General features: G+C 73.2%; 26 protein-coding genes. 10 read left to right on the forward strand and 16 right to left on the reverse strand.

The window, feature by feature from the left end; all coding sequences use genetic code 11:
• Positions 1-18: 18 nt before the first annotated feature.
• From JT362_RS31960 to JT362_RS31985, 6 genes are all read right to left on the reverse strand, one after another.
• Positions 19-1,458, reverse strand: coding sequence for a UbiD family decarboxylase (locus JT362_RS31960; protein WP_260195610.1), 1,440 nt, complete (start codon positions 1,456-1,458; stop codon positions 19-21).
• On the reverse strand, positions 1,455-2,183 hold the full coding sequence (locus JT362_RS31965; protein WP_260195611.1) for an alpha/beta fold hydrolase: 729 nt from the start codon (positions 2,181-2,183) through the stop codon (positions 1,455-1,457). Before JT362_RS31965 ends, JT362_RS31960 begins: the two co-directional genes overlap by 4 nt.
• A complete protein-coding gene (locus JT362_RS31970) occupies positions 2,180-2,626 on the reverse strand; it encodes a (2Fe-2S)-binding protein (protein ID WP_260195612.1) in 447 nt (148 codons plus the stop codon). Before JT362_RS31970 ends, JT362_RS31965 begins: the two co-directional genes overlap by 4 nt.
• A gap of 137 nt (positions 2,627-2,763) precedes the next feature.
• Entirely contained in the window at positions 2,764-5,073 is a 2,310-nt protein-coding gene (locus JT362_RS31975; protein WP_260195613.1) for a xanthine dehydrogenase family protein molybdopterin-binding subunit, read from the reverse strand.
• Positions 5,066-5,893 carry an FAD binding domain-containing protein gene (locus JT362_RS31980; RefSeq protein ID WP_260195614.1) on the reverse strand — a complete coding sequence of 276 codons (828 nt, stop codon included), beginning with the start codon at positions 5,891-5,893 and terminating at the stop codon, positions 5,066-5,068. The genes JT362_RS31975 and JT362_RS31980 overlap by 8 nt, the downstream gene beginning before the upstream one ends.
• Positions 5,893-6,510, reverse strand: a complete 618-nt coding sequence (locus tag JT362_RS31985) for an SRPBCC family protein (protein WP_260195615.1) — start codon at positions 6,508-6,510, stop codon at positions 5,893-5,895. Before JT362_RS31985 ends, JT362_RS31980 begins: the two co-directional genes overlap by 1 nt.
• 175 nt (positions 6,511-6,685) lie before the next feature.
• Here JT362_RS31985 and JT362_RS31990 point away from each other — a divergent pair, with 175 nt between their 5' ends.
• The 7 genes from JT362_RS31990 to JT362_RS32020 all read left to right on the forward strand — a co-directional run bounded on the left by JT362_RS31990 (position 6,686) and on the right by JT362_RS32020 (position 12,227).
• On the forward strand, positions 6,686-7,657 hold the full coding sequence (locus tag JT362_RS31990) for an ABC transporter substrate-binding protein (RefSeq protein ID WP_260195616.1): 972 nt from the start codon (positions 6,686-6,688) through the stop codon (positions 7,655-7,657).
• Between the two features lies 1 nt (position 7,658).
• Positions 7,659-8,315 carry an isochorismatase family protein gene (locus JT362_RS31995; protein WP_260195617.1) on the forward strand — a complete coding sequence of 219 codons (657 nt, stop codon included), beginning with the start codon at positions 7,659-7,661 and terminating at the stop codon, positions 8,313-8,315.
• A complete protein-coding gene (locus JT362_RS32000) occupies positions 8,312-9,097 on the forward strand; it encodes an ABC transporter ATP-binding protein (RefSeq protein WP_260195618.1) in 786 nt (261 codons plus the stop codon). The genes JT362_RS31995 and JT362_RS32000 overlap by 4 nt, the downstream gene beginning before the upstream one ends.
• On the forward strand, positions 9,090-9,857 hold the full coding sequence (locus tag JT362_RS32005; protein ID WP_260195619.1) for an ABC transporter permease: 768 nt from the start codon (positions 9,090-9,092) through the stop codon (positions 9,855-9,857). Before JT362_RS32000 ends, JT362_RS32005 begins: the two co-directional genes overlap by 8 nt.
• Complete coding sequence (locus JT362_RS32010) at positions 9,854-10,618, forward strand: ABC transporter permease (protein ID WP_260195620.1); 765 nt, start codon at positions 9,854-9,856, stop codon at positions 10,616-10,618. The genes JT362_RS32005 and JT362_RS32010 overlap by 4 nt, the downstream gene beginning before the upstream one ends.
• Positions 10,619-10,627: 9 nt before the next feature.
• The gene (locus JT362_RS32015) at positions 10,628-11,938 is read left to right on the forward strand and encodes an MFS transporter (RefSeq protein WP_260195621.1); all 1,311 of its coding nucleotides are present in this window, start codon (positions 10,628-10,630) and stop codon (positions 11,936-11,938) included.
• A 76-nt stretch (positions 11,939-12,014) separates the two neighbouring features.
• On the forward strand, positions 12,015-12,227 hold the full coding sequence (locus JT362_RS32020) for a sigma-70 family RNA polymerase sigma factor (protein WP_375546588.1): 213 nt from the start codon (positions 12,015-12,017) through the stop codon (positions 12,225-12,227).
• Here the strand turns inward: JT362_RS32020 and JT362_RS32025 are convergent.
• The 9 genes from JT362_RS32025 to JT362_RS32065 all read right to left on the reverse strand — a co-directional run bounded on the left by JT362_RS32025 (position 12,199) and on the right by JT362_RS32065 (position 21,347).
• Positions 12,199-13,341 carry a sensor histidine kinase gene (locus tag JT362_RS32025; protein WP_260195622.1) on the reverse strand — a complete coding sequence of 381 codons (1,143 nt, stop codon included), beginning with the start codon at positions 13,339-13,341 and terminating at the stop codon, positions 12,199-12,201. The genes JT362_RS32020 and JT362_RS32025 overlap by 29 nt on opposite strands.
• Before the next feature lie 26 nt (positions 13,342-13,367).
• Positions 13,368-14,048: a response regulator gene (locus tag JT362_RS32030; RefSeq protein ID WP_260195623.1), complete on the reverse strand. Its 681-nt coding sequence runs from the start codon at positions 14,046-14,048 to the stop codon at positions 13,368-13,370.
• Between the two features lie 9 nt (positions 14,049-14,057).
• On the reverse strand, positions 14,058-14,882 hold the full coding sequence (locus JT362_RS32035) for a S1C family serine protease (protein WP_311202782.1): 825 nt from the start codon (positions 14,880-14,882) through the stop codon (positions 14,058-14,060).
• Positions 14,883-14,892: 10 nt separating this feature from the next.
• Complete coding sequence (locus JT362_RS32040) at positions 14,893-15,852, reverse strand: VWA domain-containing protein (protein ID WP_260195624.1); 960 nt, start codon at positions 15,850-15,852, stop codon at positions 14,893-14,895.
• Positions 15,849-16,733: a DUF58 domain-containing protein gene (locus JT362_RS32045; protein WP_260195625.1), complete on the reverse strand. Its 885-nt coding sequence runs from the start codon at positions 16,731-16,733 to the stop codon at positions 15,849-15,851. Before JT362_RS32045 ends, JT362_RS32040 begins: the two co-directional genes overlap by 4 nt.
• Before the next feature lie 144 nt (positions 16,734-16,877).
• A complete protein-coding gene (locus JT362_RS32050; RefSeq protein WP_260195626.1) occupies positions 16,878-17,864 on the reverse strand; it encodes an AAA family ATPase in 987 nt (328 codons plus the stop codon).
• Positions 17,861-18,043 (reverse strand): hypothetical protein, encoded by a 183-nt coding sequence (locus JT362_RS32055; RefSeq protein WP_260195627.1) that lies wholly within the window; start codon positions 18,041-18,043, stop codon positions 17,861-17,863. The genes JT362_RS32050 and JT362_RS32055 overlap by 4 nt, the downstream gene beginning before the upstream one ends.
• Before the next feature lie 77 nt (positions 18,044-18,120).
• A complete protein-coding gene (locus tag JT362_RS32060; RefSeq protein ID WP_260195628.1) occupies positions 18,121-20,604 on the reverse strand; it encodes an FtsX-like permease family protein in 2,484 nt (827 codons plus the stop codon).
• On the reverse strand, positions 20,601-21,347 hold the full coding sequence (locus tag JT362_RS32065) for an ABC transporter ATP-binding protein (protein WP_260195629.1): 747 nt from the start codon (positions 21,345-21,347) through the stop codon (positions 20,601-20,603). The genes JT362_RS32060 and JT362_RS32065 overlap by 4 nt, the downstream gene beginning before the upstream one ends.
• 93 nt (positions 21,348-21,440) lie before the next feature.
• Between JT362_RS32065 and JT362_RS32070 the strand changes: the two genes are divergently transcribed.
• The 3 genes from JT362_RS32070 to JT362_RS32080 are packed head-to-tail and all read left to right on the forward strand — an operon-like array spanning position 21,441 to position 23,656.
• The gene (locus JT362_RS32070) at positions 21,441-22,616 is read left to right on the forward strand and encodes a sensor histidine kinase (RefSeq protein ID WP_260195630.1); all 1,176 of its coding nucleotides are present in this window, start codon (positions 21,441-21,443) and stop codon (positions 22,614-22,616) included.
• Positions 22,604-23,404 (forward strand): class I SAM-dependent methyltransferase, encoded by an 801-nt coding sequence (locus tag JT362_RS32075; protein ID WP_260195631.1) that lies wholly within the window; start codon positions 22,604-22,606, stop codon positions 23,402-23,404. The genes JT362_RS32070 and JT362_RS32075 overlap by 13 nt, the downstream gene beginning before the upstream one ends.
• 54 nt (positions 23,405-23,458) lie before the next feature.
• Positions 23,459-23,656 (forward strand): antitoxin, encoded by a 198-nt coding sequence (locus tag JT362_RS32080; protein ID WP_260195632.1) that lies wholly within the window; start codon positions 23,459-23,461, stop codon positions 23,654-23,656.
• 40 nt (positions 23,657-23,696) lie between these two features.
• On the opposite strand, the gene JT362_RS32085 is transcribed toward JT362_RS32080, so the two are convergent.
• A complete protein-coding gene (locus JT362_RS32085) occupies positions 23,697-24,143 on the reverse strand; it encodes a pyridoxamine 5'-phosphate oxidase family protein (protein ID WP_260195633.1) in 447 nt (148 codons plus the stop codon).
• Positions 24,144-24,210 lie beyond the last annotated feature (67 nt).

Here is a 24,210-nt window from a genome sequence, read left to right on the forward strand (position 1 = left end):
TTGTCTCGGTGCCCGCGGTCAGTCCGCGAGCACGTGGGCCCACTTGGTCGCCACCGACTCTAGGTAGTCGGGGTCGCCGGTGGACACCTTCGGGAAGGTCGCCCGCCGCTCGAACGGCCGGCAGGCGTCGACCACCGCCCGGCTGTTGTACGGCGGCGCGCCCTCGACGAGCATCGGGTCGAGCTTGCTGCCCCAGGTCCCGGCCACCACGTCGATGTCGGCCTTGGGGTCGCAGCGGGTGCACATGGCCCAGACCACCTCCTCGAGGTTGGCGGCGTCGATGTCCTCGTCGACGACCACGACGAACCGGTTCATGTAGGCCGCGGCGGGCAGCTGCGCGGTGAGGTGCCCGACCTGGCGGGCGTGCCCGGCGTAGCGGTGCTCGATGGAGACCGCGACGAACAGGCGGCCGCCGCCGGACTCGTGCGCCCACGCCTTGCGGATTCCGGGGACGCCGGCGTTGACCAGGGCGTCCTCGATCATCGCGGACTTCATCACGGTACGCATGTAGGAGTAGTCGTGCGGCGGCTTGCCGGGTGGGGCGCCGAGCAGGATCGGGTCGTCGCGGTGGTACATGCGGACGATGTCGATGGCGGGCGCCGGGCGGCGTCTGCCGGAGTAGTACCCGGTCCACTCGCCGAACGGGCCCTCGTCGCGGAGGTGGTCGGGGCGCAGCCAGCCCTCGATCACGACCTCGGCGGCGGCGGGGATCGGCAGGCCGGTCTCGCCGGTGAGCACCGGGACGCGCTGCCCGAGGACCGCGCCGGCGTAGGCCAGCTCGGAGATGCCGGCCGGGACCTCGGTGCCGCCGGTGACCAGGAGCACCGGGTGGTGGCCGAACGAGGCGACCACGGGTGCCTTGCCGTGCCGGTCGAACCAGCGCTGGATGTGCTGGGCGCCGTGCTTGCCGGGGACGGCGTTGACGGTGGCGGAGCGTCCTTCGTCGACGACCTCCATCCGGTAGCAGCCGCCGTTGATGTCGCCGGTCTCCGGGTCGGAGGTGACGACCAGGCAGCCGGTGCCGATGTAGCGGCCGCCGTCGCCGGCGTGCCAGCGCGGTACCGGCAGGTCGAGCAGGTCGACGTCCTTGCCATCGACGACGTTGTCCAGCAGGGGTGACTCGGTGACCACCACGGGCGGGTGGTCGGCGGCGCCCGCGGCCCACCGGGACGGCTTCCCGCGCAGGGCGGCGACGAGCCCGGCGTCGTCGAGGTCGTCGCCGAGCCCGAGGGTGTGCCCGAGCCGACGCGCGGACCCGGTGGAGCCGGTCAGCACCCGGCCGGTCGGGTACCCCTCGATGCCGGAGAACAGCAGGGCCTTGGGCTCGGGCCGCTGGTAGCTCAGCTCGGCGATGGCGCCCAGTTCGGTGTCCCAGTGCGCGCCGGTGACCTGGCGCAGCTCGCCGAACCCGTCGACGGTGTCGAGCCAGGTCCGCAGGCTCGTGGGCAGCTCGCTCATCGCGGTTGTCCCAGCAGGTGGGTGGCCACGAGGTCGAGGGCGCCGGGGGCCTCGAACAGGCTGAAGTGGCGCGCGTCCTCGAACACGCGGAGGGTGGCGTTCGGGATGCCGTCCGCGAGGGTGCGAGCCATCGCGGGTGGGGTGGCGTGGTCGTGCTCGCCGACGACCACGAGGGTGTCGGCGGTGATGGACGGGAGCAGGTCGGTGCCCTCGAAGGCGCCGAGGGCGCGGCAGGCCTGGGCGTGCGCGCGGGAGTCGGTGGCGACGAAGATGTCGGCGAGCCGCTTGACCTCGGCCGGCTCGCGTTCCAGGAAGGATGGGGAGAACCAGCGGTCGAGCTGGAACTCCAGTTGCTCGTCCCGAGGCTTGCCGGTGGCGTTGCCGGCCCGTTGGGCCCAGGCGGCGGCCTTGTCCGGGCCGTAGTCGGCGGTGGTGTCGGCCAGGACCAGGCGGCTCACCAGCTCCGGGTGCCGGCCGGCCAGCGCGACGGCGACGCAGCCGCCCATCGACATGCCGGCCACCGCGACCGGACCGTCCCCGGCGACCAGCGCGGCGGCGTCCTCGGCCAGGTCCTCGACGGTGAACGGCGAACCGTCCCAAGTGGACTCCCCGTGGCCACGGGCGTCCACGGCGACGACGTTCGCGTGTGGTTCGAGCCGTTCGGCGAGCGGGCGCCACTGCTCGCCGGACATGGCGAGCGAGTGCAACAGCAGTACCGTGCTCACTTCGGGGACCTCCGTTCCGCGGCGACCGCCACCGCCCGCCGGATCTCCGGGTAGGTGCCGCAGCGGCAGATGTTGCCCTCCAGGTGGTCGGTGATGTCCTGTTCGGACGGTCGCGGGTTCTCCGCGAGCAGTTCGGCGGACATCAGCACGAACCCGGGGATGCAGTAACCGCACTGCGCGGCGCCGCACTCCACGAACGAGGACACCACGTCGTCGTTCTCGTCCAGCCCCTCGGCGGTGGTGATCTCCGCGCCGTCGTAGCGCAGCGCCAACGCCAGGCAGCTGGACACGCTCGTGCCGCCGGTCAGCACCGTGCACGCCCCGCACGCGCCGACCCCGCAGCCCTCGCGCACGCTGGTCACGCCGACCGCCTCCCGCAGGGCGTCCAACAGCAGCGTGTCGTCGGCGACGTCGACGTGGTGGGTGACGCCGTTGACCGTCAACGTGATCTGTCCCGCCTCCCCGGAATCAACCCTGTTGGTCGCGTTGGAGAGGCTGGGTTCGGCCTGATCACGTACTTGTGGCTGGGTCGCGTCACGTTCCCCTGAGGTGACGGTTCCGGAGGTCGGCGGATGTCGTCTCACTGGTTCTCCTCCAGGGCCATGGTGATGGATTCCGGGGTCAGCGGCAGGCGGGTGAGCCGCACGCCGACCGCGTCCCGGACCGCGTTCGCGATCGCCGGGGCGACGCCGAGGATCCCGGTCTCCCCCACGCCCTTCGCGCCGAACGGGCCGTCGTCGTGCGGGCTCTCCACGACGATCGGGGTGAGCTGGTCGGGCAGGTCCCGGATCGACGGCAGCTGGTAGTCCAGCAGCGTGCCGTTGATCAGCTGCCCCTGGTCGAGCACGAGCTGGTCGAACAGCGCGTGCCCGATGCCCATGATCGCCGCGCCGGACAGCTGCTGCTCCACCAGCGTCGGGTTGATCGCCCTGCCGACGTCGCCGGCGACCGCGAGGTGTTCGATGCGCACCCGGCCGGTCGCGGTGTCGACCGCGATCCTGGCGCCGACCGCGCCGGCGAACCAGTGCTCGGTGACCTTGTCCGAGCGGCCGGTCTCCTTGTCGTAGGGCGTCCACGACGAGGTGTAGTTCGCCTCGGTGGTCAGGGTGGCGCCGCGCGCGCCGAAGTGTCCGTGCACCAGCTCGGCCACGGTGACCTCGTGGGAGCCGGCGCGCGGGCCGTCGGGGGTCAGCGAGACCTCCTCGGCCGGGACGCCGAAGCGTTCCGCGGCGAGCCCGATCAGCTTGTCCCGCATGGCCTCCGCGACCCGCCGCACGGCGTTGCCGGTGTGGTAGGTGGACCGGCTGCCGGCGGTGATCGTGTCGTACGGGGTGGCGTCGGTGTCCGCGCGCACCACGTGGATCCGCCGGGAGTCCATCCGCAGCACGTCGGCGGCGATCTGCGCCATGATCGTGTCGCTGCCCTGGCCCATGTCGACCGTGCTGATCAGCAGGGTGGCCGAGTTGTCCTGGTTGAGCTGCAGCACGGCGTTCGCGATGGTCGGGGTCAGCACCGCCTTCACTCCGACCGCGACACCCCGGCCGCGCCGGATCCGGCCGGTGCCCCGGTCCAGCGGATCGAACCAGCCGATGGCGTTCGCGACCGCGTCCAGGCAGCCGACGAAGTCCGCGCTGTGCATGCGGGTGCCCATCGGCGCCTCGTCGCCCTCGCGCAGCAGGTGCCGGCGGCGGAACGCGTACGGGTCCTCACCGAGCTCGTGCGCCAGCTCGTCGATCAGCGACTCGTGCGACCAGGTCACCTGCGGCACGCCGAACCCGCGGAACGGCCCGGCTGACGGCTTGTTGGTGTAGACGCAGCGGGACAGCACCCGCGCGTTCGCGATCCGGTACGGGCCGGGCGCGACCATGCCGGACTTCGCGGTGATCCGCGGGCCGACGTCGGCGTAGGCACCGGTGTCGTACCGCACGTCGGCGACCGAGGAGACCAGGTTGCCCTCGGCGTCGGCGGTGAGGCTGGAGCTGACCGCGGCGCCGTGCCGGGTGGTCAGCAGGAACGCCTCCTCGCGGGTGGCGGTCACCCGGACCCGGCGGCCGGCCGTCCAGGCCAGCGCGGCGGCCAGCGGCTCCAGCCGGTCGTACATCTTGGCGCCGAAGCTGCCGCCGAGCGGGCGGGTGGTCACCCGGACCCGCGACAGCGGCAGGTCCAGCAGGTCGGCGATGGTCTGCCGCACGTAGGACGGGGTCTGGGTGGTGGTCAGCATCTCCAGCCGGCCGCTGTCGACCCAGGCGATCGTGCACGGCAGCTCGATCGGCACGTGGTGGGTCGGCGGCGCCCAGAACTCGCCGGTGACGGTGTGCGCGCCGGCGTCCCGGGCGGCCTCGGCGTCGCCGGTGCGCAGGTTGTAGGTGTAGTTGACGTTGGTGTCCCGCACCCCGCGCAGGTGCTTGAGGTCGCCGAACACCGAAGACGGCCGCAGCTCGTCGTGCACGTACGCGGTGCCGGCGAGCGCGTCGGCGAGGTCGTAGACCGGCGGCAGGTCCTCGTAGTCGACCCAGATCGCGTCGGTCGCGGCGCGCGCGGTGGCGAGGTCGGCGGCGAGCACGGCGGCCACCGGCTCGCCGACGTAGCGCACCTTCTCGTGCGCGAGCGCCGGCTGGTCGGCGAACGCCGGCCCGGTCAGCAGCCGGTCGCCGAGCTGCTTGTACAGGTCGGCGCCGGTGACCACGCCGTACACGCCGGGCATGGCGAGCGCCTCGTCGACGTGCACCGCCTCGATCCGCGCGTGCGGCTGGGTCGCGCGGTGCACGGCGACGTGCGCCGCCGCGCCGACCGCCTGGTCGCCGACGTGCGCGATCATCCCGCGCACCCGGCCGGCGGTGTCGAACCGGGGCCGGCTGCCGCCGACCCAGCTCTGCTCGATCTCACGCATCCTGGAGGTCCTTCCACGCGCCGCGCACCGCGTCCTCGACGGTCACCCTGGCCAGCCGGCGCTTGTACGCGACCCCGCCGCGCACGTCCGGGATCGGGTCCAGCGCCGGCTCGATCGCCGCCAGCGCGGCGTCCACCGCGCCCTGGTCGTCGAGCCCGGCGGCGTCGAACGTGACGTACCTGGGCGTCGGCGCGACCGCGCCGAGCCCGATCTGCACCCGTCCGGCCGCGACCAGCACCGACGCCGACGCGCACGGCCAGTCGTTCTCACCGAGCGAGGAGTTCTTCTCGAACCGGCTCGCCCCCGCCGGCTGGGCGGGGATCCGGATGCCGGACACCAGCTCGTCCGGCTCCAGCGCGGTCACCTGGAAGTCCACGAAGAACTCGCGGATCGGGATGTCCCTGGTGCCGCGCACCGAGGTGGCCCGCACGGTGGCGCCGAGCACGAGCAGCGCGGTCGGCGGGTCGAGCCGGTAGTCGCCGTGCGCGATGTTGCCGCCGACGCTCGCCGTGTTGCGCACGCGCGGGTTGGCGACCTGGCGGTACGCGGCCGAGGCCAGCGGGACCACCTGGCGCACCTCGGGGTCGGTCTCCATCCGCCGCACGGTCACCATCGGTCCGACGGTCACCCCGCCGGCGTCGACGGAGACGTCGCGCAGGCCGGGGACGCCGGCGAGGTCGACGAAGTTGTCGGCGAACAGGATGCCCTGCTTGACCAGGATCTGGATGGCCGTGCCGCCGCCGTAGACCATCGGGTTGTCCAGGGTGGACAGCAGCCGGGCCGCCTCGGCGAGGCTGGTGGGGCGGTGCAGGCGCGGCATCAGCGACCCCGCCGGAGCACGGCGGCCAGCAACGCGAGCACGGCGACCAGGGCGGCGGCGACGACGGCCTTCGGCACCGGCGGTGAGGCGGCGGCCGGGGCCGCCGCCGACGCGGCGGGGCCCGCCGGGGCGCCCGCCCGGGCCGGCTGGGCGGGCTCGACCGGGACGCCGCAGGCCGCGGCCAGGGACTTGGCGAACTCCAGTTCCACCTCGCGGCTGCGCCTGCGGATGATCGGCTCGCCGAGCCGGCCGAGCTTGCCCCACAGCGCCATGTCCATCTCGTAGGCGATCACCGAGGACTCGTCCGCGTCCGGCCGCACCGCGAGCCGGGCGTCGATCTTGATGGAGCTGCCGAGGCGCCGGTCCTCGCCCTTGAGCAGCGCGGTCACCTCCTTGCCGGACTCCTCGTCGCTGATCGACTGGATCGCCGCGGAGAACCCGGCGGAGAAGCGCACGTGGGCGATCTCGTTCACCAGTCGGCCTCGGTAGTTCTTCTCGTCCTCCCGGACCAGTTCCTCGCAGCCGGGGATGCAGCCGCGCATGGTGTCGGGATCGAAGAACAGCGAGAAGACCTTCTCGGCCGGGGCCGGCACGGAGAACTCGGACGCAAGTTTCATGAAGACCGCCATCGGAGACTGGATGTCCTGTCAGCGAGACAGTAGAAGCGGTCCCGAGACCTGTCAAGAACGGCGCAACAGGATCGAAACAGACCTTGACGTCCCCATTTACCGGTACTTAGCATCCGCCCCACAGGACAACAAGTGTTGTATAGAGGACCAAGGGAGTTCCCCCATGGCCAGGACCAAGCGGCTCGTCACAGCGGGCATCGCGGGACTACTCGCGCTCACGGCGACCGCCTGCGGCGGCGCCGGGGGCGCCGCGTCCGACGACGGTGACCCGCGCACCCTGCGCATCGCGCACAACTCCAACGCCGCCGCGCTCCCCGTCCAGGTGGCCATGGCCGAGGGGATCTTCGACAAGCACGACCTGAACGTGGAGTTCACCAAGGTCGAGAACATCGGCACGCTGCCCGGCACGCTCGGCCGCTCGTTCGACATCGCGCTGTCGGTGCCGACCACGGTCATCTCCGCCGCGCAGCAGGGCATCCCGGTCACCCAGGTCTCCGGCGCGACCCTCGACGTCGAGGACAACCCGACCGGGTTCGTGATCGGTTCCAAGAAGGCCGGCGTCACCGACATCACCAAGCTCGCCGGCAAGACGCTCGGCGTGCTCACCGAGACCGGCACCACGCACGTGGCCACCAAGGCGTGGCTCAAGCAGGAGGGTGTGGACCCGGCGAGCGTGAACATCGTGCAGGTCGACGGGCCGTCCCAGGCCGACCAGCTGGCCGCCGGCCGGGTCGACGCGGTGGAGACCGTGATGCCGTTCGCCACCGGGGTGCTGAACAACAACCCGGACGCGGTCAACCTCGGCGACCCGTACCTGAAGCTCGCCGACGAGCTCGCCGCGATCCTGTGGATCTCCCGGCAGGACTGGGCCGCGCGGAACGCCGACGTCATCGCCGACTTCCGGACGGCGCTGGACGAGGCGGCCGAGTTCATCGCGACCAACGACGAGCGGGCCCGCGCGGTGCTCAAGGAGTACACCGGCCTGCCGGACGCGGCGATCAAGGAGGCCGTGCTGCCGACCTACACCAGCGAGGTGCGCCCGAAGGACCTCGAGGTCTGGCTGGACGCGATGCGCGAGGCGGACGGCTTCACCGGTGACGTCGACCTGAACGCGCTCGTCGCGGCCCAGGACTGACATGACGGCGGTGTGGGACGAGTTCGTTCCGGCTGGCGAGCTGGACCGGCTGCGGGCCAGCGGGTTCGGCACGCCGGTCGAGGCGGGTGAGCGCCCGTGCCTGCTGCTGGTCGACGTGACGCTGTCGTTCATCGACGACACCGCGTACCCGACCGGCTGCGGGCGGATGGGCTGGGAGCGGCTACCGGCGGTCGCGTCGCTGCTGGCGGCCGCCCGGGAGCGGGGCATTCCCCGGGTGCTCACCGCGGGCTCCCCGGACGACGCGGCGTTCGTCGGCGGCGCGGTCAAGCTCAGCCAGGACCCGGACCTGGCCCGTCGGGTGCACGGCGCGCCGTTCCCGCCGGAGCTCACCCCGCGCGAGGACGAGTACGTGCTGCGCAAGGCGAAGGCGAGCGCGTTCTTCGGCACGCCGCTGACGACGTACCTGAACCGGCACCGGGTCGACACGCTGATCGTGGCCGGCACCACCACCTCCGGCTGCGTGCGGGCGACGGTCGTCGACGCGGCGTCGCACGGCTACCGGGTGCTGGTGGCCGAGGACGCGTGCTTCGACCGGTCCGCGTTCGCCCACGCCGCGAACCTGTTCGACATCGAGCTCAAGTACGGGTCCGTCGTGGACACCCGCCGAGCGACCGAACTGATGGGACCACCCCGATGACACCCACGATCTCCTGCGACGACCTCGCGGTCACGCTCCCGGGCGCCTCCGGGCCGGTGCACATCCTGCGCGGCGTCACGCTCGCCGTGGAGAAGGCCGAGTTCGTGTCGATCCTCGGCACGTCCGGGTCCGGCAAGACCACGCTGCTGCGCGTGCTCGGCGGCCTGCTCCCGGCCTCCGGCGGCACCGTCCGCTGCGACGACACCGCGATCAGCGGGCCGCCCGAGGGGGTGGTGACGGTGTTCCAGGACTACGCGCACTCGCTGCTGCCGTGGCGGACCGTGCGGCGCAACGTCGCGCTGGGCATCGAGGCGCGGCTGCCGAAGTCGGAACGGGACGAGCGGGTCGACGAGGCGCTGACCATGGTCGGCCTGCTCGACCGGGCCGAGGAGTACCCGTGGCGGCTGTCGGGCGGCATGCAGCAGCGGGTGCAGATCGCCCGCGCGCTGGCCACCCGGCCCAGGGTGCTGCTGATGGACGAGCCGTTCGGCGCGCTGGACGCGATGACCAAGGCGTCGCTGCAGGACCAGCTCCAGCAGGTGCAGGAGCTCACCGGGACCACGATCGTGTTCGTCACGCACGACGTGGAGGAGGCGGTGTACCTGTCCGACCGGCTGGTCGTGCTGAACGGCAGCCCGGCGGACATCGGACTGTCGCTGGAGATCCCGCTCCCCCGGCCGAGGCACCAGATCACCACCAAGGAGCGTCCGGACTACCTGGAGCTGCGGCACCGGGTGTACGAGGCGCTCGGGCACACCGTGGGCGAGCCGGCCCGTGGCTAGGCGGGTCAACCTGCTCGGCGCCGCGGTGTTCGTGCTGGCGCTGGTGCTGTGGGAGCTGCTGGTGCGGACGTCCGTCCTGGACTTCACGTACCTGCCGGCGCCGACGGCGGTGGGCGAGGGCCTCGGCGAGCTGCTCGCGAACGGCGAGCTGCTCGGCGCGCTCGGGCACACGCTGTTCGCCGCGCTGTCCGGCTGGGCGCTGGCCGGGCTCGTCGGGGTCGCGGCCGGGTCGGTACTCGGGCTGGTCCGTCCGGTGTGGACGTACTCGATGGCGAGCCTGGAGGCGTTGCGGGCACTGCCGATCGTGGCGTTCGTGCCGGTGGCGGTGCTGCTGTTCGGGTTCTCCGTGCAGACCGAGATCATGGTGGCGTTCTACGCGGCGCTGTGGCCGATCATGCTGAACACCATCAGCGGGATGCGCACCGAGCCGAGGATGCTGGAGTCCGGCGCGGTGCTGCGGCTGTCGAAGGCGGCGGTGCTGTGGAAGATCCGGCTGCCCGGCGCCACCGCGATGATCGTCGTGGGGCTGCGGCTGGGGTTGTCGGTGTCGCTGGTGCTGACGCTGGTGGCCGAGATGGTCGGCAACCCGGCCGGGCTCGGGTTCCTGCTGGTGGAGAAGGGCCAGGCACTGCAGCCGGGGCAGATGTTCGCCGCCGTGTTCGTCATCGGCGTCACGGGTATCGTCCTGAATGGACTGGTGATGGGCGCGGCCAGGCTCGCCTTCCGCGGCCAGATGGCGTCCTCCGGGGAGGCAGCGTGAAACGCGAGAAGGAACGGGGCGGCACCCCCGTCCGCGGCCTGCTGCCGCTGATCCTGCTGCTGGGCCTGTGGGAGCTGACCGGCGACCCGGCGTCGCCGTACTTCCCGCCGCCGTCCACCTGGGTCGACGGCCTGCGCCCGCTGGTCGACGGCGACAAGCTGCTGCCGGCGATCGGCCAGACCGCGCTGACGTTCCTGTTGGGACTGTCGATCGCCACGGTGGTCGGCGCCGTCGTCGGCACGCTGGTCGGCGCGAGCCGCCCGATCGACCGGGCGCTGTCGCCGAGCCTGGAGTTCCTGCGCGCGCTGCCGGCCGCGTCGCTGGTGCCGGTGGCCGCCCTGGTCCTCGGCTACACCACGCAGATGAAGCTGGTGGTCGTGGTGCTGCCGGCGACCTGGCCGATCCTGCTGACCTGCCGGACCGCCAGGCGGACGCTCAGCCCGGTGCTGCTGGACACCCCGCGCACGCTCGGCCTGTCCCGGTGGCACCGCACGACGAAGATCCTCACGCCGGCGCTGACCCCCGCGGTGCTGCTCGGCGTGCGGGTCGCCGCGCCGCTGGCGTTGATCATCACGCTGCTGGTGGAGATCGTCACCCGGGTCGACGGCCTCGGCGCGGTGCTCGGCGCCGCGCAGGCGAGCTTCCTGTCCGCGCAGGTCTACGGCCTGCTCACGATCGCGGGCGTACTGGGGTTCTTGGTGAACTGGGTCGTCACGCGCGCCGAGACCGCGGTCAGCCGGCGCATGCGTGGCACGACATAGGAGTCGTCGATGACCGAAGTACGGGAAGTCGCGTGGTACCGGAGCCTGGACCGGTCGAAGTGGCGGGCGCTGGTCGCCGCGAACCTCGGCTGGCTGTTCGACGGCTTCGAGACCTACGCGCTGATCCTCACCGCCGGGGTCGCGCTCACCCAGCTGCACCCCGAGGCCCGGGGCGACCTCCCGTTCTACATCGGTCTGACGATCGCGATGACCCTGCTCGGCTGGGGTTTCGGCGGCATCCTCGGCGGGGTGGTCGCGGACTACCTCGGGCGGCGCAAGGTCCTGCTGCTGTCGATCACCCTGTACTCGATCTTCACCGGCCTGTCGGCGTTCGCGTGGAACTGGGAGTCGTTCCTGGTGCTGCGGCTGCTGACCGGCGTGACGCTGGGGTCGGAGTGGGGCACCGGGACGTCGCTGGTGGCCGAGATGTGGCCGGCGCACGCGCGGGCGAAGGCGGCCGGGCTGATGCAGTGCGGCCTCGGGCTCGGGTTCTTCGTGGCGTCCGCGGCGTGGCACTTCATCGCGCCGCTCGGTGAGAACTCGTGGCGGTACATGTTCCTGCTCGGCGTGCTGCCGGCGTTGTTCGCGCTGTGGCTGCGGCGCAGCGTGCCGGAGTCGGAGAAGTGGTCGTCGGCGGCGTCGCGCCGGGAGGAGCTGCGGTCCAGGTCCGACCTCACCGAGGAGGAACGGACCTACACCAGGTTCACCCTGCGCCAGATCCTGGCGGATCCGAAGATGCGCCGGCTGACGATCCTCGGCTCGATCATGTCGATGGTGACCACGCTGGCGTGGTGGGGCATCTCGACCTGGGTGCCGGCGTACGTCGGCGGCATGGCCGAGGCGGAGGGCCACACGGCGTCCAGCTACGCGTCCACGGCGGGCATGATCTACAACGCCGGAGCCATCGCCGGGTACATCGCCCTCGGTTTCGCGGCCGACAGGTTCGGGCGGAAGCCGACGGTGTTCGTGTACTTCGCGGCGTCGCTGCTGATGACGCCGGTGCTGTTCCTGTGGACGTCGGACCTGACGCTGGTGCTGGTGCTGTGCGTGGTGAACGGGTTCTTCACGCTGGGGCAGTACACCTGGATGCCGGTGTGGCTGCCCGAGTTCTACCCCACCCACCTGCGCGCGACGGGCGCGGCGTTCGTGTTCAACGCCGCCAGGTTCATCGCGTTCCTCGGCCCGCTGCTGGCCGGCTCGATCATCGCCGCCCTCGGCGGCTACGGCACCGCGGCGACCGTGGTCGGGTTGATCTACGTCCTGGGCATGATCGTGGTCCCGTTCTGCCCGGAGACGCGCGGACGAGCGCTGCCGGAATGACGGCATGTTCCGGGAATAAGTAACTCGCGCGTTCCCCGTCATACCCGGGGCGATACCCCGTTCCTGTGACGTGGCGATGAACGCGGACGAGCGTGCGGCGCTGCTGGACGCCCTCCCCCCACGACAGCGCGAAATCATCCGACTGCGCCTCGTGGTCGGTCTCTCCGCCCAGGAGACCGCCGACCGCCTCGGCATGGCCCCGAGCGCGGTCCGCATGGCCCAGCACCGCGCCCTCGACCGCCTGCGCCGTCAGCTGCCGGTCAGGGACGAGCCGGGAACCACAGCGTGAACGTGCTCCCCTCCCCCACCTCGGACGACACCTCGACCCGGCCGCCGTGGGACTCGACGATCTGGCGGACGATCGCGAGCCCGAGTCCGGTGTGCCGGTCCGCCAGCGGGTCCGAGCCGGACCGGCGCCAGAAGCGGTCGAAGACCCGTTGCCGGTCGGCCTCCGGGATGCCCGGGCCGGCGTCGGAGACCGACAGCCACAGCCAGTCGTCGTCGCGGCCGGTGGTCACGCCGATGGTCGCGCCGGCCGGGGAGAGGCGGACGGCGTTGGACAGGAGGTTGCCGGCGGCACGGCGCAGCGCGTCGTGGTCGCCGATGACGACCAGGTCCGGGGTCAGGTCGTAGGCGAACCGCAGGTCGCGTTCGGCGGCCAGGACGGCGAAGTCCTCGCCCGCCTCGCGCGCGACGACGGACAGGGACACGTCGGTGTCGGCCAGGGCGGACGCGGTGCGCCGGGCGGTGGCGAGCAGGTCCTCCACCAGGCGCGACATCCGGTCGGTGGCGCGGTCGATCACCTGCACTGCCCGTTCCCGCTCGGCGTCGGAGGCGTCCGGGGTGGTCAGGGCGGCGTCCAGGTGCGCGCGGATGATCGCCAGCGGGCTGCGCAGTTCGTGCGAGGCGTCGTCGATCAGCTGGCGCTGTGCGCGGAACGCCTCGTCCAGGCGATCGAGCATGGAGTCCAGGGTGTCGGCGAGGTCGCGCAGCTCGCCCCGGGTGCCGGACAGGTTGATCCGGCGGGACAGGTCGGTGGCCTGGATCTCGCGGGCGGTGCGGGCGATCGAGAGCGCGGGGCGCAGCGCCCGGCCGGACAGCACCCAGCCGATGCCGAGGCTGACCACGAACAGTCCGCCCAGCGCCAGCCAGGAGAAGTCCCGCAGCGACTCCAGCGTGCGCAGGTTCACCGCCGACTCGATGTCCTCGACCGCGGCGACCTCCATCGTGCCGACCGGGAACTCGCGGCCGTCGGCCTTGCGCTTCACCAGCTCCGCCTCGTAGCTGCGGGTGATCGGCTTCGGGTCGGTGCCGGCGCGCACCGCCAGGTAGGTCACCAGCAGGCCCGCGCCGGCCAGCACGAACAGCAGCGTCGAGTACAGCACGGTCAGCCGGAACCGCACCGAGTGCACGAAACCGGGAACCCGGATCAGCGTTCGGATAGCCGGTACCCCCTTCCGACGACCGTCTCGATCACCGCCGGCTCCCCGACCTTGCGGCGCAGCGTGCCGACGGTGACCCGAACGGTCTGGGTGAACGGGTCGACGTTCTCGTCCCACACGTGCTCGAGCAGCTCCTCGGCCGACACCACGTGGCCCGGCCGGGTCATCAGGTACTCCAGCACGCCGAACTCCTTGGGGGACAACGGAAGCCGCCGGTCCGCCCGCCACGCCTCGTGCCGGGCGGTGTCCAGCGACAGCTCCCCGACCGCGAGCACCGCGCCGCCGCCCCTGGTCTCCCGGCGCAGCAGCGCACGGACCCTGGCCAACAGCTCGTCCAGCGCGAACGGCTTGACCACGTAGTCGTCGGCGCCGTCGTCGAGCCCGCGAACCCGGTCGTCGAGCGCGCCGCGCGCGGTGAGCATCAGCACCCGCAGGTCCGTGCCGCCGACCGACGGCAGCTCGCCGGACCGGATCGCCCGGCACAGCGAGAACCCGTCGCCGTCGGGCAGCATCAGGTCGAGCAGCAGCAGGTCGTAGGCGTTGACGGTCAGCCGCTCGTACGCGGCGGCGACCGAGTCGGCGTGGTCCACCGCGTACCCGGCGCGCACCAGGCCGAGCTGGACCGCCTCGGCCAGCTCGGCCTCGTCCTCGACCAACAGCAGTCGCATGCGGACTCCTCAGTCGACGATCCGCTCGGCCACGTCGGCCGCCCGGTCGATCGGGATGGCGAACCCGATGCCGATGGAGCCGCCGCCCTCGAACGTCGCGATCGCGGTGTTCACCCCGATCACCTCACCGCGCGCGTTCACCAGCGGCCCGCCGGAGTTGCCGGGGTTGATCGACGCGTCGGTCTGCAGCGCGTCCTGCCGCTCGCCGCCGATCCGCACCCGCCGGTCCACCGCGCTGACGATGCCCGAGGTCACCGTCCCGGACAACCCGAGCGGCGACCCGACCGCCAACACCTGCTCACCGACCCGCACCGCCGCCGAACTGCCCAGCGGCAACGCGACCAGCGACGGCACCGCCTCGATCCGCAACACCGCGAGGTCGCTGTCCTCGTCCGACCCGACGAGCGTCGCCGCCACCCGACTCCCGTCCGGCGCCGTCACCGACACCTCGCCGGCCCCCTCGACGATGTGGTGGTTGGTCAGCACGTGCCACTCCCGGTCGATCACGAACCCGGTCCCACTGGCCCGCCCCGCCCGCACCGACACCACCCCCTGCCGCACCCGATCCGCCACGTCCACCAGATCCCCCGCGACCACCGGCGCCCGCGGCACCGCCTCCGGCTCCGAACCACCCCCCACGACCACCCCGGTGGCCACCGCGACCGCGGCCACCAGCACGGCGGCACCGGTGTACCAGGGCCACCGCCGCCGACCCGCGAGTCGTACCTTCCCGTCGCGCGAGTCGTACGCTCCCGCCCCGCGAGTCGTACGTTCGGGCTCGCGCGGGATGTGGAACTCCGGGCCGCGGCGCGGACCCAGTCCTGATGTCGTCATCGTGTGCTCCTCACGGCAACCGGGAGAACCAGAGCAGCGACGTCCCGGCCGTCGCCAGACCGAACAGCAACCCGACGCCGACGAACCGGTGCGAGATGTCCCGCTGCTCGGTGCGGTACCCGACCGAGCCGCCGATGTCGGCGTACACCTCCCGCAGCTCGTCCGCGCTCGCCGCCTCGTGGTACGACCCGCCGGTCAGCTCGGCGACCGCGCGCAGGGTGGCGCCGTCCACCGGCACCGCCTGGTCCCGGCCGCCCTGCTCGATCGAGCCCTCCGGCGTGCCGACCGAGATCGTGTCCACCGGCACGCCCCGCGCGGCCGCCTGCTCGGCCATCGCCTCCGGCGCCCGGCCGGTGGTGTTCGCGCCGTCCGAGAGCACCACCACCCGCGCGGGCGGCGGGTCCTCGCCGGCCAGCGGGTCGACCGTGCGCACCGCCTGCAGCGAGGCGTCGATGGCCTCTCCGATCGCGGTGCCGGCGATCGTGATCGTCGACGGGTCCAGCTCGTCGATCCCGACCCGCAGCGCGACCCGGTCGGTCGACGGCGCCACCACCACCTGCGCGGTCCCGGCGAACGCCACCAGCCCGACGTTGAACTCCGCCGGCAGCAGGTCCGCGAAGTCGTGCGCCGCCGCCCTGGCCGCGCCGAGCCGGTCCGGCGGCACGTCGTCGGCCTCCATCGACGGCGACACGTCGACCGCGATGATCACCGTCGCCCGTTCGCGCGGGACCTGGACCGCCGACGCGGGCTGGGCGAACCCGACCACCAGCAGCGCGAGCATGACCACGAACAGCCCGGCCGGCAGATGTCGCCGCCAGCCGGGGCGGGTCGGCGCCACCTTCTCCAGCAGCGGCAGGTTCGTGAACCGCACCGCGTACCGGCTGCGCCGCCGCTGCGCCACGAGGTACACCGCGACCAGCGCCAACACCGCGGCGAGCAGCCAGAGCCGGCCCTCGGCCTGGAACGTCATCGCCTGCCTCCCAGTGCCAGCCGCCGCTGGGTGTACACGTGCCGCACGATGTCGGCCACCCAGTCCCGGTCGGTGCGCAGCGCCAGGTGCGCGACCCCGGCCCGGGCAAGCGCCTTCCGCACCCCGTCCCGCTGCTCGGCCGCCGCCGCGGCGAACCTGGCCCGCAGCGTGCGGTTCCTGGTGGAGACCTCGCGCCGCCGCCCGGTCTCCGGGTCGACGACGGTCAGCAGGCCGACATCGGGCAGCGCCAGCTCGCGCGGGTCGGTGATCTCGACCGCGAGCACCTGGTGCCGCAGCGCGAGCCGGCGCAGGGCCCGCTCCCACGGGGAGGGGTCACCCGTGGGAGCGGGGTCGAGGAAGTCGGAGACCACGACCACGAGCCCGCGGCGGCGCACGGCCCGGTCGAGGTCGGTGAGCGCGTCCGCGAGCGGCGGCGCCGCACCGGGCTCGGTGCGCGGCCGGGCGGTGAGCAGGCGCAGCAGCCCCAGCAGGTGCGCGCGCCCGGTCCTGGCCGGGAACCGGTGCGCTCCGGCGGTCGACACCACCAGCGCACCGAGCCGGTTTCCCGAGCCGGCGGTGAGGAACCCGACCGCGCCGACGGCGGCCACGGCCAGCTCCCGCTTCTCCATGGCCGCGGTGCCGAAGTCCATGCTGGGCGTCGCGTCCACGAGCACCCAGGTGCACAGTTCCCGCTCGGCGACGGTCTCCCGCACGTGCGGGAGACCGGTGCGGGCGGTGACCGCCCAGTCCATCCGCCGCACCTCGTCCTCACCCGGCCGGTACTCCCGGCTCCCGGCGACCTCGGTGCCGGCTCCGGGCAGCAGGCCGGCGTACTGCCCGCGCAACAACCCGTCGAGCCGCCGGTTCACGGTGAGTTCCAAGCGTCGCAAGGAAAGTGGAACGTTCATGGTGTCCATGGTTCGCTGCGCTCCTCCGCTACCCACCGGCTTCCCTCGTCACGTGCTCGGCGCTGGCGCGCCTGCGCCCGCTCCTCAGTCCAGCCGATGGACGCTCCGTCGCTCCGCTCACGCGGCTTCCTCGGCCTGGGACGGCGCCACCACCGGGACCGGCACCGCGGCCAGCACCCGCCGCACCACCGACTCCGCGGTCACCCCGTCGGCGAGGGCGTCGAACGACAGCACCAGGCGGTGACACAGCACGTCCGGCACCAGCTCGACCACGTCACCCGGCAGCACGTAGTCCCGCCCACGCAGCAGAGCCAACGCCCTGGCCGCCGACACCAGCCCCAGCGAAGCCCTCGGCGACGCGCCGAACGCCAGCTGCGGCACCACGTCGTCCAGCCCGAACCTCGCCGGATCGCGGGTCGCGGCGACCAGCCGCACCACGTACTCGGCCAGCGCGTGGTGCACGTGCACGTCCCTGGCCCGGTCCCGCAGCGCGAGCAGCATCCCGGGATCGAGCACCGGGCGCGGCACCGGCGGACGCACGCCCATCCGGTAGAGGATCGCGAGTTCCTCGGCATCGGTCGGATAGCCGACCACGACCCGCATCAGGAACCGGTCGCGCTGCGCCTCGGGCAGCGCGTACACGCCCTCCGACTCGATCGGGTTCTGCGTGGCCAGCACCAGGAACGGCTCCGGCACGGGATGACTGCGATGGCCGATCGACACCTGCCGCTCGGCCATCGCCTCCAGCAGGGCCGACTGCACGCGCGCCGGCGCACGGTTGATCTCGTCGGCCACCACCACGTTCGCCATCACCGGGCCGAGTTCCACGTCGAAGCTCTCCCGGGACGACCGGTAGATCCTGGTGCCGACGATGTCCGACGGCACCAGGTCCGGCGTGAACTGGATCCGGGAGAACGACCCGCCGGCGACCGTCGCGAGGGTGCGGGCGGCCAGCGTCTTGGCCACCCCGGGCACGCCCTCCAGCAGACAGTGCCCGTCCGCGACGAGCGCGGTCACCAACCGCTCCACCAGCCGGTCCTGACCGACGACGATCCGCTTCACCTCGAACAGCGCCTGCTCGAGGAGCCGCTCCGGCTGGGTCACAGCCCCGCCTGGGACGGGTCCGGGCAGTCCTTGTCCGGCTGCGCTTCCTGCTCGACGATCCGCACGATCGGCTCGCCGTCGACGCCCGGCTCGGCGGCCGCGTACGCGACCCCGGCGGCGATCGCACCCGCCGCCGCCGCGCCCGCGACCGCCAGACCCGCCACTGTCCTGATCCGCATGATCGACCCCTTTCGGTCATCGATTTCGGACACATCGGACCAGGTCGGGGCGAAAGGCAGGGTAAGCAAAGCCGGTGTTAAGCGCCGATCGCCTCCACCGGCCGGGCGCGGAGCGCGACCCGGGTCGGGATGCCGATCGCCAGCAGGCCCAGCACCGCGGTCACCCCGATGATCGCCAGGTAGACCAGCGGCGGCACCGACGGCACCGGGGACCCGGTGAGCGCGAGGCTCACCCCGAACAGCGCCGGCACCGCGGCCACCGTGCCGACCACCGCGGCGATCCCGACCACCAGCAGCGCCTCGATCCGCATCATCCGCACCACCTGGGACCGGCGGGTGCCGATCAGGCGCAGCAGCGCGAACTCCCGACCCCGCGCGGCCGTCGCCATCACCAGCGTGTTCACCACCGCGATGGCCAGGTACCCCAGGACCACGAACAGCGCGATCAGGTTCGTCCACGACTGGACCTGCCGCTGCGCCTGCCCGGCGGCCGACAGCTCGCCCCGGTCGAGCACCTCGGCGCCGGGGAACCCGGCCACCGACGGCGGCGTGTCGGCGCGCACCAGCAGCGAGTGGTCGAAGCCCGTGGTGGTGTGCGCGACCAGCACGTCGTGCGGCAGCGTCACGTCGCCGAACCCGAGCCCGCGCTCGTAGGTGGCCACCACCTCCGCGCGCAGCACGGCGCCGTCGCCCAGCCGGAGGTCCACTGTGGAGCCGACGTCGGCGCCGACGGTCTCCGCGGCGGTGGTGCTCAGCGCGACGGTGTCGCCGCGCAGCCGGCCCAGGTCGCCCGCCTCCGGCCGCAGGTCGAGCGTCTCGGCCAGACCGTCGGCCTCGATCCCCTGCGCGGTCAGGGCACTGACCGCCTCGGTGCCAGCCGAGTCGTACGGCACCAGCACCTGGCTGCGCACCACCGGCGTGACCGCGTCCACGCCGTCCTGCGCGCGGACCGCGTCGGCCACCGCCGGCGCCAGGCCGGCATCGCCGGTCACCACGTAGTCGGCCAGCACCCCGTCGTCGGCCTGCTCGGCGGCCGCGGCGGACAGCGTGGTCTGGGTGAAGACCTGCACCGAGGCCATCGCGATCGCCAGCACCAGCGGGGTGACCACGGTCGCGAGCCGGCGGGTGTTCGCGGTGACGCTGGCCGCCGCCAGGTACCCGCCGACCGGGGCCACCGCCCGCAGCCGCGGCCCGACCAGCCGTACCGCGCCGGCCACCAGCAGCGGGCCGAGCAGGATGGCGGCCACCGCACCGAGCAGCGCGGAGCCGCCCGCGCCGGCCACCGCGGCCTCGCCGGGCAGGAAGACCGGCAGCACCGAGGCCGCCAGCCAGCCGACCGAGGCGACCACGCCGGCGAGTACCCGCCACCTCGGCAGCGCGGCCCGCTCGACCGCGGCCTCGCGCAACGCCGACACCGGGTCGGTCCGCGCGGGCCTGCGGGCGGCGAACCAGCCGGCGAGCCGGGCCGTGCCGAGCACCAGCAGCACCGCGGCAAGCGGCGGCAGCGGGCTGATCGCGAGGCCGAAGTCGGCCGGCAGCAGCCCGATGCCGGCGAACGCGTCCCGCAGCAGGTACGCCACGCCGATACCGGGCAGCGCGCCGACGACGGCGCCGGCACCGGCGACCCAGAGGACCTCGGCGCCGACCATCCGGTGGATCTGCCTCGGCGTGGCGGCCACGGCGCGCAGCAGCGCGATCTCCCGGTGCCGCTGCTGGATCGACAGGCCGAGCGTGCCGGCCACGACCAGCATGGCGATCATCATCGCGGTGCCGGCGAACGACAGCGACAGCACGACCAGTATCGAGCGCACCGCGCCGACGTCGAGGAACTCCACGTCGCCCCGGTCGTTCCCGGTGTGGGTCGTCACGTCCAGGCCGGACAGCGCGGCCTCGATCCGGCCGGCCAGCTCGTCGGGATCCGCGTCGGACACCACGCCGATCACGTCCACCTGGTCCGGGCGGCCGGACAGCTCCCTGGCCCGCTCGTCGGTGAGGAACAGCGCCGGGATCCGCCCGGTCTCCACCCCGTCCGGCGGCGCGGCGATCCCGACGACGGTGAACCGGGCCGGCTCGCCGCCGAGCGCGACCGGCAGCTCGTCGCCGACCGACACCCCGACCGACTCCGCGAGGCCGCGGTCCAGCACGACCTCGTTCGCCCGCACCGGTTCCGCACCGTCCACGACGGACAGCGGGGTCAGCGCGGCCGAGCTCCAGCCGAACCCGCGCGCGGCCGGCACACCGTCGACGGTGAGCGGCACCGAGGTCTCCCCGACCGCCAGGTCCACCCCGGGCACGCCGGCGACCCGGGCCACCGCGTCGGCGGGCAGCGGCACCCGCTCACTGAACGGCACGTCGAGGTTCTCCGCGACCGGCAGCTCCTGCCGCCCGCCGACCACGACCGCCGCCCCGGTGTACCGTTGCGGCGCCACCCCGGCCCGCAGCCCGGACTCGAACAGCACACCGAGCGCGGTCATCAGCACGGTGGCACACAGCACCGCCACGAACACCGCGACGAAACTTCCACGGCGATGCCGGATCGCCGCCAGCGCGAGCGTCCTCACCACTCCCCCAACCGGGTCATCCGCTCGGCGACGACCTTCACCGTCGGCGCCTCCAGCGCACCGGCGAGCCGGCCGTCGGCGAGGAACACCACCCGGTCGGCGACCGACGCCGCCGCCGGGTCGTGCGTCACCATCAGCACGGTCTGCCCGGTCGACTCGACGACCGAGCGCAGCAGCCGCAACACCTGCGCGCCGGTCCGGGTGTCGAGCGCGCCGGTCGGTTCGTCGGCGAACACCACGTCCGGCCGGGTGACCAGCGCCCGCGCGATCGCGACCCGCTGCTGCTGCCCGCCGGACAGCTCGCTCGGCCGGTGGGCGAGCCGGTCGGTGAGCCCGACGGTCTCCACGACGTGGGCGAACCAGGCCGCGTCCGGCGCGCCGGCGCCGAGCAGCACCGGCAGCTGGATGTTCTCCCGCACGGTCAACGACGGCACCAGGTTGTAGGCCTGGAACACGAACCCGACCCTGGTGCGCCGCAGCTCGGTCAGCTCGTTCTCCGACATCCCCGACAGGTCGGTCTCGCCGAGCCGCACGCTGCCGGACGTCGGCCGGTCCAGGCCGGCCGCGCAGTGCAGGAAGGTGCTCTTGCCGGAGCCGGACGGGCCCATGACGGCGGTGAACGAGCCGCGGGACAGCGTCAGGGAGACACCGTCCAGCGCGGTGACCGCGCCGGGCCCCGACCCGTACACCTTGGACACCTTCGACAGGGAGATCGCGGCGGTCGCCGTCATGATCGTTGACATGCCGGGAACGCTATGGCCGGGGACCCGGCGGCACGATCCAGCTGGGTACCGGGTTCGAGGTGGTGCCTGCTGTACCTGAGGCATGCTGTGCCCATGCGGACACGGCTGGTGCGGACCTGGCGGGGCGTGCGCCACCTCGCGCCGACCGCGGCCACGGGGTTCGCGTCCCTGCTGCTCCTGCCGGTGCTGCTGCTGACCGTCGCGGTCGCGCTCGTCGCGCCCGGCAGGAGGCTCGCGGTCGCGCCGGCGCTGCGGGCCTTCGCCGACCGGGAACGCGTCCGGATCGACGTGCCGGTGCCGGTCGCCGACGACACCTCGCTGCGCGACCCGGTACTGCGCCGCGACCTGCGGTGGTACGCCGTGCACGCGGTCCTCGGAACCTTCGCCGGCCTGGTCGGGTTCATCCTGCCGGCGGCGGCGCTCAACGCGCTGCTGGTGCCGGCGTACTGGTGGCTGGTGCCGGCCGACGACCCGGTGACCTCGCCGTACCCGGTCACCTCGTGGGCGCTGGCCGCGACGATGCCGCTGGTCGCCGTGGGGTACACGGCGCTGGCGATGCTCGTGGTGCCGCCGCTGGCCCGCTGGTACCGGTCGCTGACCGGGCGGCTGCTGGCGGTGCCGGCCGACGTGCGGCTCGCCGAGCGGGTGGCCGAGCTGACCGCGAGCCGGGCCGCGGCGCTGGAGGCGCACGGCGCCGAGCTGCGCCGGATCGAGCGGGACCTGCACGACGGTACGCAGAACAAGCTGGTCGCGGTCGCCATGCACCTGGGCATCGTGGAGCGGGCGCTGCGCCGCGACCCGGCCGGAGCGCTGCCGATGGTGCTGCGCGCCCAGGACGCGACGTCCGACGCCCTGGCCGGGCTGCGGGACGTGGTGCGCAGCATCTACCCGCCGGTACTGGCCGAGCGCGGGCTCGACGGCGCGGTGGCCGGGCTGATCGCGCGCTGCCCGGTGCCGTGCGCGCTGACCACGATCGGGCCGAGGCGGGCGCCGGCCGCGGTCGAGTCGGCGGCGTACTTCGTGGTGGCCGAGGCACTGACCAACATCGCCAAGCACAGCGGCGCCACCCAGGCGTCGGTCGTGCTGACCAGGGCGGACACCCTCACCATCGAGGTGCACGACAACGGTCACGGCGGCGCGGACGAGAACCTCGGCACCGGTCTGTCCGGGATCGCCCGCCGGGTGGCGGCGTTCGACGGCAGCACGACGGTGACGAGCCCGCCGGGAGGGCCTACGCTGCTGCGCGTGGAGCTGCCATGCGGAACGTGACCACGTCCTCCAACTGGTCCGCCGAGTGGTGGGCCGAGCACGACGAGCGCTACGACGCGCTGCTCGCACCGATGACCAGGCACCTGCTGGCCGCCGCCGCCATCCGGCCGGGCGAGCGGGTGGTGGACGTCGGCTGCGGCTGCGGGAACACCACCCGGCTCGCCGGCCGCGCGGCCCCCGACGGCTCGGCGCTCGGCGTGGACAAGTCGCCGACCATGCTCGCCAAGGCCGCGCTGCGCACCGAGGAGTCGGGTCCGGCCAACGTCCGGTTCGTCCAGGCCGACGCGCAGACCCACCCGTTCGAGCCGGCCGACGTGGTGCTCAGCCAGTTCGGCGTGATGTTCTTCGACGACCCGGTGGCCGCGTTCGCCAACCTGCGCCGCGCGGGCGGGCGGCTGGTGTTCCTGTGCTGGCAGGCGATGGAGCGCAACGAGAGCCGCCTGGTCAAGCGGGCCGCGCTGAGCCCGCACGTGCGGGTTCCGCCGGACCAGCCCGGCGTCGGCCCGGCGTCACTGGCCGACCCCGACCGGATCCGCGGGATCCTGACCGAGGCGGGTTACACCGGTGTCGAGCTGACCGACGTGCGCGAGCCGCTGCTGGTCGGCCCGACCGCCGACGCCGCGTGCGACTTCGAGCTGGGCGCCCCGGCGCTGGCCGCGGCGTTCGCCGAGGCTGGCCCGGACGCCGCCGCGCGCGCCCGGGACGCGCTGCGTGCGGCCTACGCGGACCGCGAGACGCCCGACGGCGTGTTCCTCGGCTACGCGGCGTGGCTGGTCACGGCGGGGTAGGAACTTCCCGGGGTGGGTACTCCGTTGTTCGAGCAGGAGAGAAAGGACGGGCCCATGCCGCTGATCAAGAAGCTGACCGCCCTGGCGGGCACGGCCGCCGCCGCACGGACCTACATGCGGAAGAACCCCGACAAGGTGAACAAGTACGCCACGAAGGCCGGCGCGTTCGTCGACAAGCGCACCAAGGGCAGGTACCACAGCCAGATCGACAACGCCCTGAACCGCGTCCGCACCGCCACCCGGTCCCGCTGAGCCCGCTGTACTGAAGGGTGGTCTTTTCCAAGGCCACCCTTCAGGGCGTGACCGGGACCCGCACGTCGACGTCCTCGGCGAGGATCCAGTGCGCGGTCACGTCGGCGCGGTACAGGCGCAGGCGTGCCTCGCCGGAGACACGCTCCGGCCCCCACTCGCCGGTACCGCCCGCGGCGGCGACCCGGGAGAAGACGTCGAGCCCGTCGGTCGTCCTGGTCGCGGTGGCCTCCAGGTAGACGGCCTGCCCGGTGTTGGGCGGGACCGTCGAGTCGAACACCACCATCCCGATCTCCTGGCGCACCTCGATGTTCCGGGAGTGCCGCGCGTCCGGCGCGGACACCCAGTAGATCCGCCGGTAGTCCTCCTGGGCGAACCACACCGGTGTCGCCCACGGCACCCCGTCGGCGTCCGCCGTGGCGAGCACCACATACGAGTTGGTGTCCAGGATCCGCCGCGCGATCTCGTCGTTCGTCTCGTCGTTCTTCACCGGCGGAAGCGTAGTCGCGGTCCCCGTCCACATCGTGGGATATGGATGAAACCAACCGGTTCGGCCG

This window comes from Actinophytocola gossypii, from assembly GCF_025165815.1.
Taxonomy (GTDB): Bacteria; Actinomycetota; Actinomycetes; order Mycobacteriales; family Pseudonocardiaceae; genus Actinophytocola; species Actinophytocola gossypii.